The following is a 16,392-nucleotide window of genomic DNA, read 5'->3' on the forward strand; positions in this document are numbered from 1 at the left end:
GGAGAAGGCGCTGAGGTCAGCCGATGGGGACCGACGCGGTCGGCGTCGGCTCCGTGGCCGGTGGCTGTGCATCCCGCGATCCGGCGGCACGAGCACGCGCCGCAGCCACGACCATCACGACCAGTGCGACGCCGGTGAGGATCGCCCCCATCCAGATCGGCGAGGTGTAGCCGAGACCGGCCGAGATGCCGACTCCGCCCGCCCAGGCGCCGAGCGCGTTGCCGATGTTGAACGCGCCGATGTTGGCACCGGACGCGAGAGTGGGCGCTCCGCCCGCGTACTGCATGACGCGGCTCTGCAGGCCGGGTACCGTGCCGAAGCCGAACCCTCCCATCAGGAACAGCGCGATGATCGTGGCGATCCCCGACTGCGCTGACACGGCGAACAGAGCGAGCACGACCACGAGAGCGGCGATGAAGATGACCAGGGTGCGGTCGATCGCGCGGTCGGCGAGGCGTCCGCCGAGCCAGTTGCCGAGCACGAGGCCGGCCCCGAACAGCACGAGCAGCCACGGCACGGCGGAGGTCGCGAAGCCGCTCACCTCGGTGAGCGTGTATGCGATGTAGGTGAAGGCGCCGAACATGCCACCGAACGCGAGGATCGTGACGACGAGCGAGAACCACACCTGGCCGGAGCGGAACGCGGCGAGTTCGGTGCGGAGGCTGACCTGTGCGGTGGGGCGGGGGAGGCGTGGGACGAGTGCGGCGATGCCGATGAAGGCCAGCACGCCGATGCCGGAGATGGCCCAGAACGTCGATCGCCAGCCCAGCTCCTGACCGAGGAAGGTGCCGAACGGCACTCCGAAGACGTTCGCGGCGGTGAGGCCGGTGAACATGATCGCGATCGCGCCGGCCTTCTTCTCCGGGGCGACGAGGCCCGCAGCGACGACCGAGCCGATGCCGAAGAACGCGCCGTGGCAGAGCGCGGCGATGATGCGGCCGAGCATCGCTGTGCCGTAGTCGTCGGCGAGGGCGGTGAGCACGTTGCCGATGATGAACAGCACGATGAGGCCCAGCAGCACGGGCTTCTTGGGCAGCCGGGTGGCCGCGGCGGTGAGCACGAGCGCGCCGACGACGACGGCCAGCGCATAGCCGGAGATGAGCCAGCCCGCGGCCGACTCGGTGACGCCGAAGTCGTGGGCGACCTCGGGCAGCAGGCCCATGATGACGAACTCGGTGAGTCCGATGCCGAACGCCCCGATGGCGAGGGCGATCAGTCCTAGAGGCATGACGATTCTCCTGGTACATTGGTGGGGATACTTGCAGACGCCGCATATTGCGCGTCGAAGCATAATGATTGCACACGCAAGTATTCAGCGCAAGCAACTATTTCGGAGGATGGCCATGGGTATCGGTGACGACGCGGTCGAGGTGCGCGCGCAGGGGTGGCGAACGCTCGCCGCGCTGCACGGCCTGATCGAGACCGCTCTCGAGCGCAGCCTGGCCGAAGCGGCCTCGCTCTCCGTGGTCGAGTACACCGTGCTCGATGCGCTCGACCGGCAGGACGGCTGGCACATGCGCATGCAGCAGCTCGCCCGTGCCGCAGCTCTCAGCCCCAGCGCCACGACCCGCCTGGTCAACCGTCTGGAAGACCGCGGACTCCTCACCCGCATCCTGTGCGCCGACGATCGCCGCGGCATCTACACCGAGCTCACCCCCGCGGGCCGAGAGCTCTACGAACGTGCGCGGCCGATCCACGATGCCGCCCTCGAGCAGGTTCTCGAAGACGCCGCGGCGCAGCCGGAGCTTGCCCCCGTGGTCGACGCGCTGCATGGCGTGGCGCTGCCGGCGCTCGCCGCAGGCTGATCCTGACGGATGTCCGCTTCCTCGTCGACATCGCGACGCACACTCCTCGTCGGCTACGGCAAGCTCGCTGCTCGCCTCGCGCCGCAGCTCGTCGAACGCGGCGGCGATGTCGTCGCGTTGAGGCGCAGCGACAGCTTCCTGCCCGTGGGCATCACTGCTGTTCGCGGGGATCTCTCGGCGCCGTTGACGACACTGCTTCCCGAGGTCGATGCGATGCTCGTCACGCTCCCGCCCGGTGACTCCCCGTCGGCGTACCGCACGGCTCTGACGCACCTCGCCGCTGCCCTTCCGGCGATCCCCGCCCGCACCGTGTTCGTGTCGTCGACCGGTGTCTTCGACGGGCCGGGCTCCCCGCATCCGATCACCGAGCGCGAAGAACCGGTGCCGACGACCGAGCGCTCGCTGGGGCTTCGAGACGGCGAGCGGGCGGCGATCGAGCTCTTCGACGCGGTGATCGTGCGACCGGCGGGCATCTACGGACCCGGCCGCGAGTTCCTGCTGCGGAAGGTGCGCGAGGGAGCTGCCGTCGAACACGCACGACGCACGAACCGGATCCACGAGACCGACCTGGTGCGCACGCTCGATCTGATGCTGCGGGATGTCTCTCCACCGCGGCTGCTGCACGCCGTCGACGCGGGCCCTGCGCCGCTGGGAGAGGTCGTCCGGTTCATCGCCGGCGAACTCGGCGCGGAGGTGCCTCCGGATTCCGCATCCGGAAACCCCGGCGGGTTCGTGTACGACGGGGCGTTGCTGCGGTCCGTGCTCGGGAGCCTCGACTATCCGACGTACCGCGAGGGGTACGCGGACATGATCGCGGGCAGCGCCGCGGGCTGAGAGGCCGAGGTCTGCGCTGCCGCGTAGCCTGGGGCCATGTCGATCACACCTGCACGCACGGCCGTCGAAGTCGTCGACTGGCGGCGTCGCGTCTTCGCCCTGTATGACGCCGTGCGGATCGCCGACTCCCCTGAGGAGGCCCACGAGCTCTGGCGGATCGAGCGCGATGACCTGATGCTCCGGCATCCGGCCACCCCTTTGCTGCCGGAGGACCGGGCGCTGTTCGAGGGTCTGCCGATCGCGTCATACGATCCTGCCTGGCGGTTCGAGCTGCCGATCCTGCCGGCCGAGCCCGGTGGATTCGAGTTCGCCACCGGAACCGACGGCATCGTGCCCTTCGAGCGGATCGGCAAGGTCGAGATCCCGGATGCCGGTTCGCTCGACGTCTGGCGCCTGAAGTCCTATGGCGGAGGACTCTTCATCCCGGTCCGCGATGCGCTGGCCGGTCGCCCCGGTGGCACCTACGGCGGCGGTCGCTACCTGATCGACACGGTCAAGGGCGCCGACCTCGGCTCCGACTCCGAGCGCGGCACGATCGTGCTCGACTTCAACTTCGCCTACAACCCCTCGTGCGCCTACGATCCGGCGTGGGCGTGTCCGCTCGCGCAGCCCGGGAACGTGCTTCCGGTCGTGGTTCCGGTGGGGGAGATGTACGGGGTCTGATCCGAGCATCCCTCGGCCTTGAGCGGCGCTGCTGGAAGAATCCGAGCATGGAGATCTTCATGGTGGCACTCGGGAGCCTCGGCGCCTGGTTGCTCTTCGCGGGACCGATCTATCAGGCAGCACTGGAGCTCGGCGAACGACGGTTCGTGCGCGCCGGGTTCGAGACGACGGCGAGAGCGGTTCCCCGGCCGAGCCCCGTGAGCCCGTGGTGGTGGTTGCTGCCGCCGGTCGCGTACATCATGCATCGGCGAAGAGATGGCGACTACCAGTCCCGGGTCATGGCGGCGCTGACGTCGGATCAGCGCGTCGAGGTGATCGGCTTCATGAACAAGGCGACCGGCTGGTTCATCGTCGGCACCGGCGCCTCGATGTTCGCGTTGAAGGAGACGTGGGAGCTGACGGAGCTCCTCGGGTGGGGCTTCGCGGCGTTCGTGGCCCTGGCGATCGCCGCCGGTCTGCTGTCGTTGCTGTACACGGTGGTGCGGATGAAGATGACGGCGCGGATGCTGGAGAGCGAGGGCTCTGCGGAGTAGATCCTCGGTCATTTCTCCGCGATGGTGAGATCCAGCCCGTAGAAGACGCGCGGCGCCCCGTCGATCATGACGTCGACGATTCCGGCGACGACCGGGAGTTCGGTGTGCTGGCCGATGGTGTCGAGCTGGAATGCCGTGGTGCCGGAGGCCGGCAGCGGGTGATGCGTCTTCGTCGGCCAGGGGTCGACCCACACCTCCGGGGCGGCGAAGTGCCAGTCTGCGGGGTCGTGATCGGTGTTGAGGAGGTAGCCGTCGGCGCGGCTCCACAACACGGCGGCCTGTCCTGAGGGGGTGTCGAACAGCAGTCCCCTCGAGGTCGTGTCACCGAAGTCGACCCAGCCGAGGAACGAGGCGGCATCGAGGGTCTTCGCCGCATGGGCGTATGCGAGGAGGGAGGGTTTCGCGCTGAGGTCTCTGTTCATGAGCCCGAAGTGGTACTCGACGTTCTGCGGGTCGGCGACCTGCGGATTTCCGAGCACACTGTCGTGGAACTGGTACCAGCAGACGTTTCGGATACCCTCGGCCTTCGCGAGCGCGAGTGTGAGGAACACGTTCTCGGCCGCATGCCGGTAGGTGTCGTTCCACCATCCGTTCGGACGTGTGCACGCATACGCTTCGGTGAGCCAGATCTCCTTCTCGCCATGCACCTCCATCAGGGCTTTCAACTGGGTGAGACCGCCGTAGAAGTTCCAGTAGTTCCCGGTGCTGCCCTCCTCCCAGTCGTCTCCGTCCGGGACGTAGTCGGGGGTGAAGTTGCCGCGGCCAGGGTGATAGGCGAACGCGTCGATGAGGTCCCAGCCCCCGCCGGCGATGAACTTCTCCACCCAGGGCTTGTCCATGCCGGCGAGGCCGTTGTTCATGATCTTGATGGTCGACCCCACTGCGGTGACACGGTCGACGACGGGTCGGAGCGCCACATCGATGTATGCCTGGGCGGCATCACCGGTGTTGAAGGGGCGGTTCAGCTCGTTGCCGACCTCGAAGTACTCCGCTCCTGCGGTGATCGCGGTCGTGACGTTGGCGGCAGCCCAGTCAGCGGCTTCGATGTCGGTGGCGTTCATGTCCGGCTGCAGCTCGATGTTATGGAGCATGCCCCGTGCATCGAAGTCGGACGGCGGGACGCCCGGGCCTCCCGCGTACGAGATTCGTACTCGGCTCACGCCGACGCGCTGCCAGAGATCGAGGACGGCTGATGCGGAGGGGCGCTGCAGCCAGGGGTAGTTCGCCATGCCGAACATGCTCGCCGCGCTTGGATCCAGCGTGCGCGGAGGCAGCGCGGCGAGGGTTGTGCGGGCGAACGCGGCGTCGGCGCCGACGCTCGCGGTCACCTCGGCCAGCGAGATTCCCTGAGCGGGGATGGTGAGTGTGAACGTGTGCTCGGCCGTCGCCGTGGCGGCGACCGGCACGGTCACGGTGCTGGCGGCGAGCTGCGCGCCGTTGAAGTCTCGCACCCACCAGGAGAGCTCGACGTTCTTCGGCGTGCCCGCGCCGTTGGCGACGAGCGCCGTCACGGTCGCGGTCTGACCGCCTTGCCAGATGTTGAACGCCTGATCGGTGCGCAGTTCGATGCCGAGTTCGTCGCCGCGGCCGATCGTCGCCGTCGCGGACGGGCGGGTCTCGCTGAAGAAGAAGTCGGCTTCGCTGAGGTAGCCGCCTGCCGCCAACGCGGTTCCGGGGGAGTGGATCCAGGTGGTGTTGGTCCATGCCTGGCGGGAGCGCTCGAGGAGGAACATGCCGTGCAGCGTGCCCCACGTCGACACGTGGGCGATGCCTGCTGCCTCTTCGAAGGGGATGCCGCCGCGGTCGTCCCGTACCCACTCGGTGACGGCGACGTAGTCGTCGGGAGCAGTGGCGGAGAGGATCGCACGGCTGAAGAGGAATCCGTCCGGCACGAGCGTCGAAGCGCCCTGCACCTCCCATTCGAGGTGGGCATGGTTGGTCGAGAGGGTGACCATCCCGACGACGACCGTGGGGCCCGCTGCGGTGTCGAACGTGTAGTCCATGCGGATCGCCGGGGAGCCGTCGGGGGCGGTGACCAGGCTCGGTGTGCCCCCGGTTGAGACGTGGATGCCGGTGACGCGATCCTTCACTTGGAACCGTGAGCCCTGCGAGCGGATCGTGCCGGCTGCGTCGCGGATCGCGATGCGGCCGCCGACACTCGCCAGCACGCTGATGCCCGTCGCGGAGAGGGTGACGTCGCCGGCGGCAGCGTGGGCTGTCACGGGACTCGCTTCGGCGACGAGGACGACCCCGGCCACGATCGTGGCCTTGAGGAATCCGCGGCGGCTGAGTCCGGGCGTTCGGGGCGCTGCTGATGACTTCATCGTCACTCCTGCTGTCGGGGAGAAGAATCTGCTGATGCGTATGAGCAGATTCGGGTTTTCCCATCCTGAGGAGTGGCTACGTCGCCTGTCAAGAGAATTTGCATAAATTGCAGATACGTATTAGCGTCCTGCAAATACGAATTATCACTGGGTCAGGAGTCAGGATGGCATCGAAGCCACGCAAGGTGACGCAACGCGAGATCGCAGAGATCGCCGGGGTGAGTCAGAGCACCGTTTCGATGGTGCTCAACGAGCGCGACGGGGCGAGCGTGCGTATTCCGGAGGCGACGCGTGAGCGCGTCAAGCAGGCGATCGAGCAGTCCACGTACGTCGCCGATCCCGCTGCCCGCCGGCTCGCCGGGCTCGACAACCAGATCATCGGCATCTTCACCTACGAAGCGGCACTCTCCCCGGAGAGCATGGACTTCTATGGTCCCCTCCTGAACGGCATAGAACGCGCGGCCGAGCGCGCCGGCTGCGATCTTCTGTTCTTCACCAGCTCCCCAGTGGAAGACGGGTCGAGGCGTCTGTTCCACAAGAAGACTCGTCTGCGCCTGGCCGACGGCTGCATCCTGCTGGGCCAGCGGATGGATGGCGACGACCTGGCCCGGCTCGTCGACGAGCAGTTCCCCTTCGTCGCGGTCGGTCGCCGGAACGAGACCGACGCCAAGGTTCCATATGTCGGGCTCGACTACGTCACCTCGACCACCATGCTCATCGAGCGGGCGGTACACCTCGGTCACGAACGCGCTGTCTACGTGCACCACGACCTCACGAGTCCCGCCGCCGACGACCGCATGCGCGCGGTCCGTGCGGCTGATGCAGATGGTCTGCTGCCGTTCCAGTTCGTCCGTGAGGCGGACCTCCCCTCCATCCTCGACGCCCTCGGTTCAGCGACCGTCGTGTTCGCGGAGGACTCCTTCCTCGCCGACGATGTGATTCACGCTCTGTCGAAGGCGGGGCTTCGAGTGCCGGACGACATCTCGGTCGCGTCCCTTGCCGAAGTGCGCGGACACCGGGTCGGCGAACACGCCCTCACCGGCTTCCACGTCCCCCGCGAGCAGGTCGCCGTCGAGGCGCTCGCTCTTCTGCAGGAGCTCGTCTCGAGCTCCGCCGAGGAGGACTGGCCGCGCCTTGACACTCAGCGTCTCCTGAGCGCCGATGTCGAATTCGGTGCCACCCTCGTCGAACGGCACTCGCAGTGACTCTGACGACCGACGTCGCCATCATCGGCGGGGGACTGGGCGGAGTCGCCGCGGCCCTCGCTGTGCTCGAACGCGGTCATCGAGTGGTGCTCACCGAGGAGTACGCCTGGCTCGGGGGGCAGCTCACCTCGCAGGCCGTGCCGCCGGACGAGCACATCTGGGTGGAGCAGTTCGGGGTGACCGCACGCTACCGCTCCCTGCGCGAGGGCATCCGGCGCTACTACCGCGACCACTATCCGCTCTCCGAAGAGGCGCGCGCCGACCGGACGCTGAACCCGGGACGCGGACGCGTGAGTCGGCTGTGCCACGAGCCCCGCGTCGCCGTGTCGGTCATCGACCAGATGCTGGCTCCCTACCGCTCGAACGGGCAGCTGGTCGTGCTCCAGCCGGCGGTCCCCGTCGAGGCTGCGGTCAGCGACGACGTGGTGCGAAGCGTCACCGTCGAGAACCTGCGCTCCGGCGTCCGCACCGTCATCGAGGCCGCGTTCGTGCTGGACGCGACCGAGACGGGGGATCTGCTTCCCCTGACCGGCACGGAGTATGTCGTCGGTGCGGAGGCGCGCTCCGAGACGGGCGAGCCGAGTGCTGCCGAGACAGCCGATCCCCGCAACGTGCAGTCGATCGCATGGTGCTTCATCTTCGATCACGTCGAGGGCGATCACACGATCGACCGCCCGGCCGACTACGACGAGTGGAAGCGGTTCGAACTGCCGTTCTGGGGCGCCCCGATGCTGTCGTTCACCGCCCCGAACCCCCGCACCCTCGAACCGGAGGAGCGCACGCTCGAGGTGAACCCGGAGATCGACCGCTCCGGCGACCCGCGCGTCGACCCGGGCGACCGCGATCTGTGGATGTTCCGTCGCATCGCCGCCCGCCAGACCTTCCGCGACGGCTTCGCTCCCAGTGACATCGTGCTGGCCAACTGGCCCCAGCTCGACTATGTGGGCGGATCGATCATCGACGCCGCGGACCGCATGGAGCACCTGGCAGCGGCCAAGAGTCAGTCCCTGGCGTATTTCTACTGGCTGCAGACCGAGGCGCCGCGCCCTGACGGCGGGTTCGGTTGGCCGGGACTCCGGCTGCGCGGCGATGTCATCGGCACCGATGATGGCTTCGCGCAGGCGCCGTACATCCGCGAGTCCCGCCGCATCCGCGCGCTGCGCACCGTGGTCGAACAGGACATCTCCGTCGCTGTCCGTGGTTCCGGAGGACCGGCGGTGTTCGACGACTCGGTCGGGGTGGGCATGTACCGCATCGACCTGCACCCGTCGACGGGCGGTGACAACTACATCGATGTCGAGTGTGCACCGTTCGAGATTCCGCTCGGGGCGCTCATCCCCGTGCGCACCCGCAATCTGCTTCCCGCGGCGAAGAACATCGGCACCACCCACATCACCAACGGCGCCTACCGCCTGCATCCCGTCGAGTGGAACATCGGCGAATCGGCGGGCGAGCTCGCCGCGTTCTGCCTCGACGAGGGGCACCGACCCCTTGACGTCGCGACGCAGACCGCGCTCACCGCGTTGCTCCAGGCCCGGCTCACCCAGGCCGGCGTGGAGATCCATTGGCCCGAGATCATCGGCTATTAGAGAAGGAAACGACATGAACACAGCAAAGAAGCTGTTCAGCGCCGCAGCGTTGACGGCATCGATCGGCCTCGCGGCAGCGGGCTGCGCCGCCTCGCCGCCGGCGCCCGTCGAAACCGAAGCCGCACCCGGCAGCGTCGACCTGCGGATGAGCGTCTGGACATCGAACGAAGACCAGCTCGCCCTCTTCGACTCGATCGCGGACTCCTTCAAGGAGGAGCATCCGGAGATCGGCTCGATCACCTTCGAGAGCCTTCCCTTCGCCGACTACAACACCACTCTCACCACGCAGATCGCCGGGGGCAACGCGCCCGACCTCGTCTGGATGGGGGATCTGTCGAAAGACCTCATCGCGGCGGACGCACTCGTCCCGCTCACCGACAAGCTCGAGGCGACCGAAGGGTGGGACTACGACGACCTGCTCGAGAGCGTCACGGCCGAGTTCTCTGTGGACGGCGAGCTGTACGCCTACCCGTTCTCGAACTCGCCGTTCGCCCTCTACGTCAACACCGATCTGCTGGCGCAGGCCGGCCAGACGCTCCCCGCGGGAGAGCCGACCTGGGAAGACATCTCGGCGATCGGCGCAGCGGTGAATGCCTCGACCGGCAAGGCAGGATTCGTCATCCGTGACTTCGACTACTCGTCGTGGAACAACCTCGCCACGGTCTGGACCGGTTGGGGAGCATCGGCATGGTCCGACGACGGCACGAAGTGCACCTTCGACAGCCCGGAGATGGTCGACGCCTTCCAGTTCCTCCACGACGCCGCGTTCGTGGACAAGTCGATGCCCGGTCCGGGGACGGCAGCCGACTTCTTCGCCGGCGATGCCGCCTTCACCGTCGCGCAGGTCTCGCGCGCGTCACTGCTGGACGACTCGTTCGCCTACGACGTCATCCCGCTGCCCGCCGGCCCCGCCGGCGAGTACTCGGTGATCGGCCAGGCCGGTGTGGGTGTGCTCTCCTCGAGCACGCACACCCAAGAGGCCACAGACTTCCTGGCATACCTGACCGACCCGCAGAACGCGGCGCTGCTCGCGCAGTACTTCCCGCCGCCCCGCGCCTCTCTGCTCACGGGGGAGAAGCTCGCGGAGAACAACACCAAGCTCACGGCGGACCAGCTCCAGAGCATCGTGGTCGACCAGGTGCCGAACGCCGTCACGCTGCCCAACCACACCAACCCGGCGGAGATCGCGCAGAAGGGCAAAGCGGCCTTCGATGCGATGTGGGTCGCGGATGCCGACGTCGAGGCCGTGCTCGGACAGGTGTGCGAGGCCATCCAACCCGTGCTCGCGAACTGAGATGACGATCACGACCATCGAAACCCGGGAGGCGCCTCCCGGCGCCTCCCGGCCCGCTCCCCCATCGGCCGGCCGCCGGTTCTGGACGACCGCGCGCCGTGACGCTCTGGCCGGCTACCTGTTCGTCGCGCCGCAGATCATCGGGGTCGTGCTGTTCGTCCTTGTTCCCGTGGGACTGGCCGTCTGGTACAGCCTCAACGACTGGAACATCTTCAGCGGACGCCTCGAGTTCGTCGGCGGCGACAACTACGCCGAACTGCTCACCGATCCCCAGCTCCCCGCCGTGCTCCTCGCGACGCTGGTGTTCTCCGGCGGCATCGTGGTGCTGAACATCGCGCTGGGTCTCGGACTCGCGGTGATGCTCAACCGTCGCTTCCGTGGCGTCACCTTCTTCCGGACCCTGTTCTTCTCGCCCGTCGTCGTGTCCGTGGTCGCCTGGACCCTCGTATGGGGCTTCCTGCTGCAGGACAACGGCGGCATCAACGGCGCCCTCTCCGTCATCGGCATCGACGGGCCCAACTGGCTTCAGAGTGGCGATACCGCCATGGTCGCGGTGATCGTCTCGCAAGTCGTCCGCAGCGTCGGGATCAACATGGTCTTGTTCCTCTCCGCGCTCCAGGGAGTGCCGCGCGAGCTGCACGAGGCCGCCCGCATCGATGGCGCGGGCAGCGGTGCCGTCTTCTTCCGCATCACTCTCCCCCTCATCTCGCCGACCGTCCTGCTCACCGCCATCATCACGATCGTCGGAGCGCTGCAGGCCTTCGCGCAGATCGCGGTACTCACAGGCGGCGGCCCGGGTCTGTCGACGACCGTCCTGGTCTATTACGTGTTCCAGCAGGCATTCGAGTTCAACAACATCGGCTACGGCTCGACGCTCGCGCTCATGCTCCTGACGTTCGTGATGCTGCTGACCCTCCTCCAGTGGCAGCTCCGGAAGAAGTGGGTGTTCTATGAAGACTGAGTCCCTCATGTCCCGAGAGCAGCGCCGCGGACGTGGCATCCTGCGACGCGTCATCCTGATCGTCGCGTTGTCGGTGCTGGCGATCCCGTTCGTCGTCCCGACGGTGTGGATGATCGCTTCGTCGCTCAAGCCGCTGAACGAGATCTTCCAGTCGCCGCCCACGATCTTCACCGATTCGCCGACACTCGCCGCATACGCGGAGGCCTTCACGTTCCAGCCCTTCGCCCGGCAGTACTTCAACAGCGTGTACATCGCGGTCGTCGTCACGCTGGTGGCGATGCTCGTGTCGAGTCTCGCCGGATACGCGTTCGCGCGCATCCGCTTCCGCGGCCGCAACATGCTCTTCTTCCTCGTTCTGGTCGGGCTCCTCGTGCCGAGCGAGGTGACCATCGTGCCGCTGTTCCAGATGTTCACGCAGGCAGGTCTGGTCAACACTCACTGGCCGCTCATCCTCGTTACTGCCCTTGCCGCGCCCTGCGTGCTGGCGACGTTCATCATGCGGCAGTTCTTCATCGCCCTTCCCGGCGAGCTCGAGGAGGCCGCGCGTCTGGATGGGCTGGGCAGAGTCGGGATCTGGTGGCGGATCAGCATGCCACTGGCGAAGCCCGCCCTCTCCGCCGTCGCGATCCTCACCTTCCTCGCCTCATGGAACCTGTACCTCGAACCGACCGTCTACCTGACCTCGCCTGAGCTGTTCACCCTGCCGCAAGCACTCACCCGCTACGCCGACGCTTACGGGGGTGAGATGTGGAACACGCAGCTCGCCGCCGCCACGATGACGGTCGTGCCGATGCTGATCGTCTTCGTCATCGCGCAGAAGCAGTTCGTCGAAGGGCTCGCACACTCGGGGCTGAAGGGTTGATGGTCGCATGAGTGAACAGCAGTGGTGGCGAGATGCCGTCGTCTACGAGGTGTATCCGCGCAGCTTCCGCGACGGAGACGGAGACGGGGTCGGCGACCTCGCCGGAGTGCGGGCTGCCCTGCCCTACTTCGTGTCGCTCGGGATCGATGCGCTGTGGTTCACTCCCTGGTACCGGTCGCCGCTCGCCGATGGAGGCTACGACGTCGAGGACTATCGGCAGATCGATCCGACATTCGGGACACTGGAGGAGGCCGAAGCGTTGATCCGCGATGCGCGGGATGTCGGGATCCGCACGATCATCGACCTGGTGCCCAACCACGTCTCCGAGCGGCATCCGTGGTTCATCGAAGCGCTTGCCGCTGCTCCTGGTTCGGACGCGCGGAAGCGGTTCTGGTTCCATCCGGGGCGGGGTGAAGGGGGAGTGGAGCCGCCGACGTCCTGGAAGAACAACTTCGGCGGTGGCACGTGGACGCGGACGACCGATGCAGATGGGCGACCTGGTGAGTGGTACCTCCATCTGTTCTCCTCCGAGCAGCCCGATCTGAACTGGGAGCATCCGGACGTGATCCGGGAGCATGAGGAACTGCTGCGATTCTGGTTCGACCGTGGCGTCGCCGGCATCCGTATCGACTCCGCGGCTCACATCATGAAGGATCCCGAGCTGCCGGAGGACGACGGTTCCCACGCCCCGGGGCAGCATCCGAACCTCGACCGGGATGAGGTGCATCCGATTTACCGTCGCTGGCGAGAGATCGCGGAGAGCTATGCGGCGGAGAGCTATGCGGAGGAGCGCGTGCTCATCGGAGAGGTGTGGATCCCCGACAACGAACGCTTCGCGCGGTATCTCGCGGCCGATGAGATGCACACCGCCTTCAACTTCGACCTGATGACGCGGGCCTGGCAGGCAGGCGAGTATCGCGAGTCGATCACCCAGATGATGGATCTGCACCGTGAGATCGGCGCCCCGTGCACCTGGGTGCTGTCGAACCACGACGTCACGAGGCCGGCCACGAGGTTCGGCCGCACGGATACGGCGTTCTCGTTCGAGACCAAGCAGTGGGGCGTCGACACCGATCTCGAGCTCGGACGTCGCCGGGCGCATGCCGCCGCCCTGCTCGTGGCGGCACTGCCGGGATCGCTCTACGTGTATCAGGGCGACGAGTTGGGGCTTCCGGAGGTCGAGGACCTCCGCACGGAGGAGCTGCAGGACCCGATGTACTTCCGCACGGAGGGAGTGAGCCCCGGACGCGACGGCTGCCGGGTGCCACTGCCCTGGGCGGGCATGCATCGTCCGTTCGGGTTCTCTGCGCAACAGGGGACTTCGACCTGGCTCACGCAGCCCGAGGACTGGTACGCCTACGCGGTAGAGCGGCAGGAGCAGGACATCCACTCGACCCTCTCCCTGTATCGCGCGGCGCTGACGGCGCGGAGGCAGATACCCGGCTTCCGTACCGGCGACTTCGAGTGGATCGACCTGGGAGAGGAGGTCATCGCGTTCCGTCGCGGCCGAGTGATCTCGATCACGAACTTCGGCCCTTCCGCTATCGATCCTCCGGCGGGACTGAATGTCTTTCTGAAGAGCGACACCGCGGCGGGGCGTGGGATCCAGCCCGATACGACGGCCTGGTACTCGGCGTAGACCCGGCGCTCCAGTCCGCCCCGTCGTGGGCTCGGTCCCGCTGGGCGACGCACGCGTCGCCCAGCGGGAGGGGGGTCACTGAGCGGGATCCAGAGTCGCGTCGAAGACGGGGCCGTCGTACTCGGGTTCGTCGACGGGCGACTGCACAGCGTCCTGGAACTCGGTCACGGCCGTGTCGGTCGGCGCATCCTGGTCGCCCGGCGTCGTCGCGGCGAACGCTGCACCGGTGCCTCCGGTGAGGAGGGCGGCGGCGAGCGCGCCTCCGGTGATCCACTTCTTGGTCGAGATGCTGATGGACATTGTCATACTCCTTCTTCCGGCGCTGCCGGGTTCGGTCGGACGGCCGCTTGTGCTGCCGTGAGATCAGTTCACCCACCCCCGTGTTGTCGGAACGTAAGCCTGGGGGACGACTTCGCCCAGAAGCTCTCACGCGAGTGGGCACCGGTGCCGCAGTCGAAGAGCGGCCCGCTCTCCTAACGTTCCCGTTATGTTCCGCCGTGTTAGATGGGGTCGGCGTGTGAGAAGGAGTGGGGAGCACAGATGCGAGTGTTGGTTGTCGAGGACGAGGTCGTCATGGCGGAAGCGGTCCGCATCGCCCTCGAACGCGCGGCGATCGCCGCGGACGTCGTGCACGATGGGGAATCGGCACTCGAGACCCTCGCCGTCAACGACTACGACGCCGTCCTCCTCGACCGCGATCTCCCCGGAATCCACGGCGACGATGTCGCGAAGCAGATCGCGGCATCCGAGATGCCCGTGCGGGTGCTCATGCTGACGGCGGCGCGAGGCCTCGACGACAAGGTGGAGGGGTTCGAGATCGGTGCCGACGACTATCTCTCCAAGCCGTTCGAGGTACCAGAGTTGATCGCGCGACTGCGCGCCCTCGAACGTCGACCAGCCCTCGCGCACCCCCCGGTGCTGAAGCGGGAGGGGATCGAGCTCAATCCCTTCCGCAGAGAGGTCAGCCGCTCGGGAGCGCCCATCCCGCTCACCCGGAAGGAGTTCTCGGTCCTGCACCTGCTCATGCAAGCCGAGGGCGGGGTCATCAGCGCAGAGGAGATCCTCGAGAAGGCCTGGGATGTGAACGCGAATCCCTTCACCAACTCCGTGCGGGTCACGATCTCCATCCTCCGCAAGAAGCTCGGCACCCCCTGGGTGATCCACACGGTCAAGGGCGTCGGATACCGGATCGGCCCCGAGAATGGATGACGGTCTCCGAGAGCCGGATCCGCACGGCCGCAGATCGAAGTCGGCTCGTGCGAGATTCACCCTCGCGAACACGCTGGTTCTGGTTCTCGTCGGAGTGGCGATGTTCGTGGCGACCTATGTCGCCATGCGATATCTCCCGGACTACGACCTGGGCGCAGTGCCCCCTTCGGACGAAGTCCAAACGGCTGTGCCCGAAACCTCGACGGAGCCGCCGGACAGCGGAGGTGCCCAGGAGTCGTTCGTGATCGCGACCGAGGCCGATGTGCTCGACACCTTGGTCATCGTCAGCGGAGGAGCCCTCGTCCTCGCCTGCGCGCTGGGTGCCCTGGCGACCTGGATCCTGACGGGCCGGCTGCTCCGACCGCTTCGGGCTCTGACGGTCGCGTCGGAGCAGATCGCGGATGGATCTCTCGGGCATCGCGTCGCCGAGTCAGGCCCCGACGACGAGTTCCGTGAGCTCGCGGAGGCGTTCAACAACATGCTCGACCGGCTCGAGCGCAGTGCGGTCGCCCAGCGCAGGTTCGCGGCGAACGCCTCCCACGAGCTGCAGACACCGCTGTCGACGACCAAGCTGCTGCTCGATCTGAGCCAGGACGACCCCCTTCAAGTCGATCTCCCCGAGCTCCTGGGACAGCTCTCCGACTCGACGGCGCGCTCCATCCGCATCGTGAACGCTCTGCTCGATCTCTCCGACCTCGACCATCAGCGCCTCGACAAGAGTCCCATCGACCTCGCCGCCCTCGTGGCCGAGGAGGTGGAGACCATCCGACCCGAGGCTGGGGGCAGACAGATCGCCATCGCGGTCGACCTCGCGGACACGACCACGGTCGGAGATCCCACGCTCATCCGGCAACTGGTCAGCAACCTCCTCCGCAATGCGGTCCGCCACAACGTGGTCGGCGGGTCGGTCAGGGTGTTGACGAGGGTGGGGGAATCGCAAGGTCATGCCGTCGTCGAACTTCGCATCTCGAACACCGGTGCGCCGTTGAGTCCGGCGACGCTGGCCACACTCACCGAACCGTTCTATCGCGCGGCGGGTCGCCATGATGCCGCCACCTCGACACCCCGCCGGGAGCAGGGAAAGACTCACGGATTGGGGCTCTCGCTGGTGCAGGGCATCGTGGAGGCGCATGACGGTGACCTCACCCTCACCGCGCTGCAACCGGGCGGCCTTCTCGCTGCTGTCCGCCTGCCTGCAGAGGTCGACTACGAGTCGACGACCTGACGGCTTGGCGAGCGGATGTCAGCGGGTCTCGGAGACGTCCGTACCGGGGCCGTCACCCGACCGTCGGCGCAAACCGTGCCGCTCGTGGAACGAGGATCCTCCGCAGCGGCGAAGAGTCTCGTTCGCGGGTCGTCGACATTGCACCGAGCTCGACCGGGATGCTACTCTCGCCGACGAGGAGTTGAATCGATTCATTCAAATCGATGTGCACACCTCGCAATGCCCGATGAATTGGGTTCCATCAACGAC

15 protein-coding genes are annotated in these 16,392 nt (G+C 67.1%); 12 read left to right on the forward strand and 3 right to left on the reverse strand.

Annotated elements, in window-relative coordinates:
* Positions 1-16 precede the first annotated feature (16 nt).
* Positions 17-1,228: an MFS transporter gene (locus tag ACIQTX_RS02990; protein WP_402968678.1), complete on the reverse strand. Its 1,212-nt coding sequence runs from the start codon at positions 1,226-1,228 to the stop codon at positions 17-19.
* Between the two features lie 115 nt (positions 1,229-1,343).
* Here ACIQTX_RS02990 and ACIQTX_RS02995 point away from each other — a divergent pair, with 115 nt between their 5' ends.
* The 4 genes from ACIQTX_RS02995 to ACIQTX_RS03010 are packed head-to-tail and all read left to right on the forward strand — an operon-like array spanning position 1,344 to position 3,835.
* A complete protein-coding gene (locus tag ACIQTX_RS02995; protein WP_402968681.1) occupies positions 1,344-1,805 on the forward strand; it encodes a MarR family winged helix-turn-helix transcriptional regulator in 462 nt (153 codons plus the stop codon).
* Between the two features lie 9 nt (positions 1,806-1,814).
* The gene (locus tag ACIQTX_RS03000) at positions 1,815-2,639 is read left to right on the forward strand and encodes an NAD(P)H-binding protein (RefSeq protein WP_402968684.1); all 825 of its coding nucleotides are present in this window, start codon (positions 1,815-1,817) and stop codon (positions 2,637-2,639) included.
* 36 nt (positions 2,640-2,675) lie between these two features.
* Positions 2,676-3,302 carry a DUF1684 domain-containing protein gene (locus ACIQTX_RS03005; RefSeq protein ID WP_402968687.1) on the forward strand — a complete coding sequence of 209 codons (627 nt, stop codon included), beginning with the start codon at positions 2,676-2,678 and terminating at the stop codon, positions 3,300-3,302.
* Between the two features lie 47 nt (positions 3,303-3,349).
* Positions 3,350-3,835, forward strand: a complete 486-nt coding sequence (locus ACIQTX_RS03010) for a hypothetical protein (protein WP_402968690.1) — start codon at positions 3,350-3,352, stop codon at positions 3,833-3,835.
* An 8-nt stretch (positions 3,836-3,843) separates the two neighbouring features.
* Here ACIQTX_RS03010 and ACIQTX_RS03015 read toward each other — a convergent pair whose 3' ends face one another.
* Complete coding sequence (locus ACIQTX_RS03015; RefSeq protein WP_402968693.1) at positions 3,844-6,159, reverse strand: hypothetical protein; 2,316 nt, start codon at positions 6,157-6,159, stop codon at positions 3,844-3,846.
* 164 nt (positions 6,160-6,323) lie between these two features.
* Here ACIQTX_RS03015 and ACIQTX_RS03020 point away from each other — a divergent pair, with 164 nt between their 5' ends.
* From ACIQTX_RS03020 to ACIQTX_RS03045, 6 genes are read left to right on the forward strand one after another with little or no spacing between them, the layout of a single operon-like run.
* Positions 6,324-7,364: a LacI family DNA-binding transcriptional regulator gene (locus ACIQTX_RS03020; protein WP_402968696.1), complete on the forward strand. Its 1,041-nt coding sequence runs from the start codon at positions 6,324-6,326 to the stop codon at positions 7,362-7,364.
* Positions 7,361-8,953 (forward strand): FAD-dependent oxidoreductase, encoded by a 1,593-nt coding sequence (locus tag ACIQTX_RS03025; protein ID WP_402968699.1) that lies wholly within the window; start codon positions 7,361-7,363, stop codon positions 8,951-8,953. The genes ACIQTX_RS03020 and ACIQTX_RS03025 overlap by 4 nt, the downstream gene beginning before the upstream one ends.
* 13 nt (positions 8,954-8,966) lie before the next feature.
* Positions 8,967-10,247: an ABC transporter substrate-binding protein gene (locus ACIQTX_RS03030; RefSeq protein WP_402968702.1), complete on the forward strand. Its 1,281-nt coding sequence runs from the start codon at positions 8,967-8,969 to the stop codon at positions 10,245-10,247.
* Position 10,248: 1 nt separating this feature from the next.
* A complete protein-coding gene (locus ACIQTX_RS03035; RefSeq protein ID WP_402968705.1) occupies positions 10,249-11,208 on the forward strand; it encodes a carbohydrate ABC transporter permease in 960 nt (319 codons plus the stop codon).
* Positions 11,198-12,070 (forward strand): carbohydrate ABC transporter permease, encoded by an 873-nt coding sequence (locus tag ACIQTX_RS03040; protein ID WP_402968708.1) that lies wholly within the window; start codon positions 11,198-11,200, stop codon positions 12,068-12,070. The genes ACIQTX_RS03035 and ACIQTX_RS03040 overlap by 11 nt, the downstream gene beginning before the upstream one ends.
* Before the next feature lie 7 nt (positions 12,071-12,077).
* Positions 12,078-13,709 carry a glycoside hydrolase family 13 protein gene (locus ACIQTX_RS03045; protein ID WP_402968711.1) on the forward strand — a complete coding sequence of 544 codons (1,632 nt, stop codon included), beginning with the start codon at positions 12,078-12,080 and terminating at the stop codon, positions 13,707-13,709.
* A gap of 75 nt (positions 13,710-13,784) precedes the next feature.
* On the opposite strand, the gene ACIQTX_RS03050 is transcribed toward ACIQTX_RS03045, so the two are convergent.
* On the reverse strand, positions 13,785-14,009 hold the full coding sequence (locus ACIQTX_RS03050; protein WP_402968714.1) for a hypothetical protein: 225 nt from the start codon (positions 14,007-14,009) through the stop codon (positions 13,785-13,787).
* A gap of 240 nt (positions 14,010-14,249) precedes the next feature.
* On the opposite strand from ACIQTX_RS03050, the gene ACIQTX_RS03055 reads away from it, so the two are divergent.
* Positions 14,250-14,918 (forward strand): response regulator transcription factor, encoded by a 669-nt coding sequence (locus ACIQTX_RS03055; RefSeq protein WP_402968717.1) that lies wholly within the window; start codon positions 14,250-14,252, stop codon positions 14,916-14,918.
* Positions 14,911-16,143: a sensor histidine kinase gene (locus tag ACIQTX_RS03060; RefSeq protein ID WP_402968720.1), complete on the forward strand. Its 1,233-nt coding sequence runs from the start codon at positions 14,911-14,913 to the stop codon at positions 16,141-16,143. Before ACIQTX_RS03055 ends, ACIQTX_RS03060 begins: the two co-directional genes overlap by 8 nt.
* Positions 16,144-16,392: the final 249 nt, after the last annotated feature.

This window comes from Microbacterium sp. NPDC090281, assembly GCF_044769635.1.
Classification (GTDB): Bacteria; Actinomycetota; Actinomycetes; order Actinomycetales; family Microbacteriaceae; genus Microbacterium.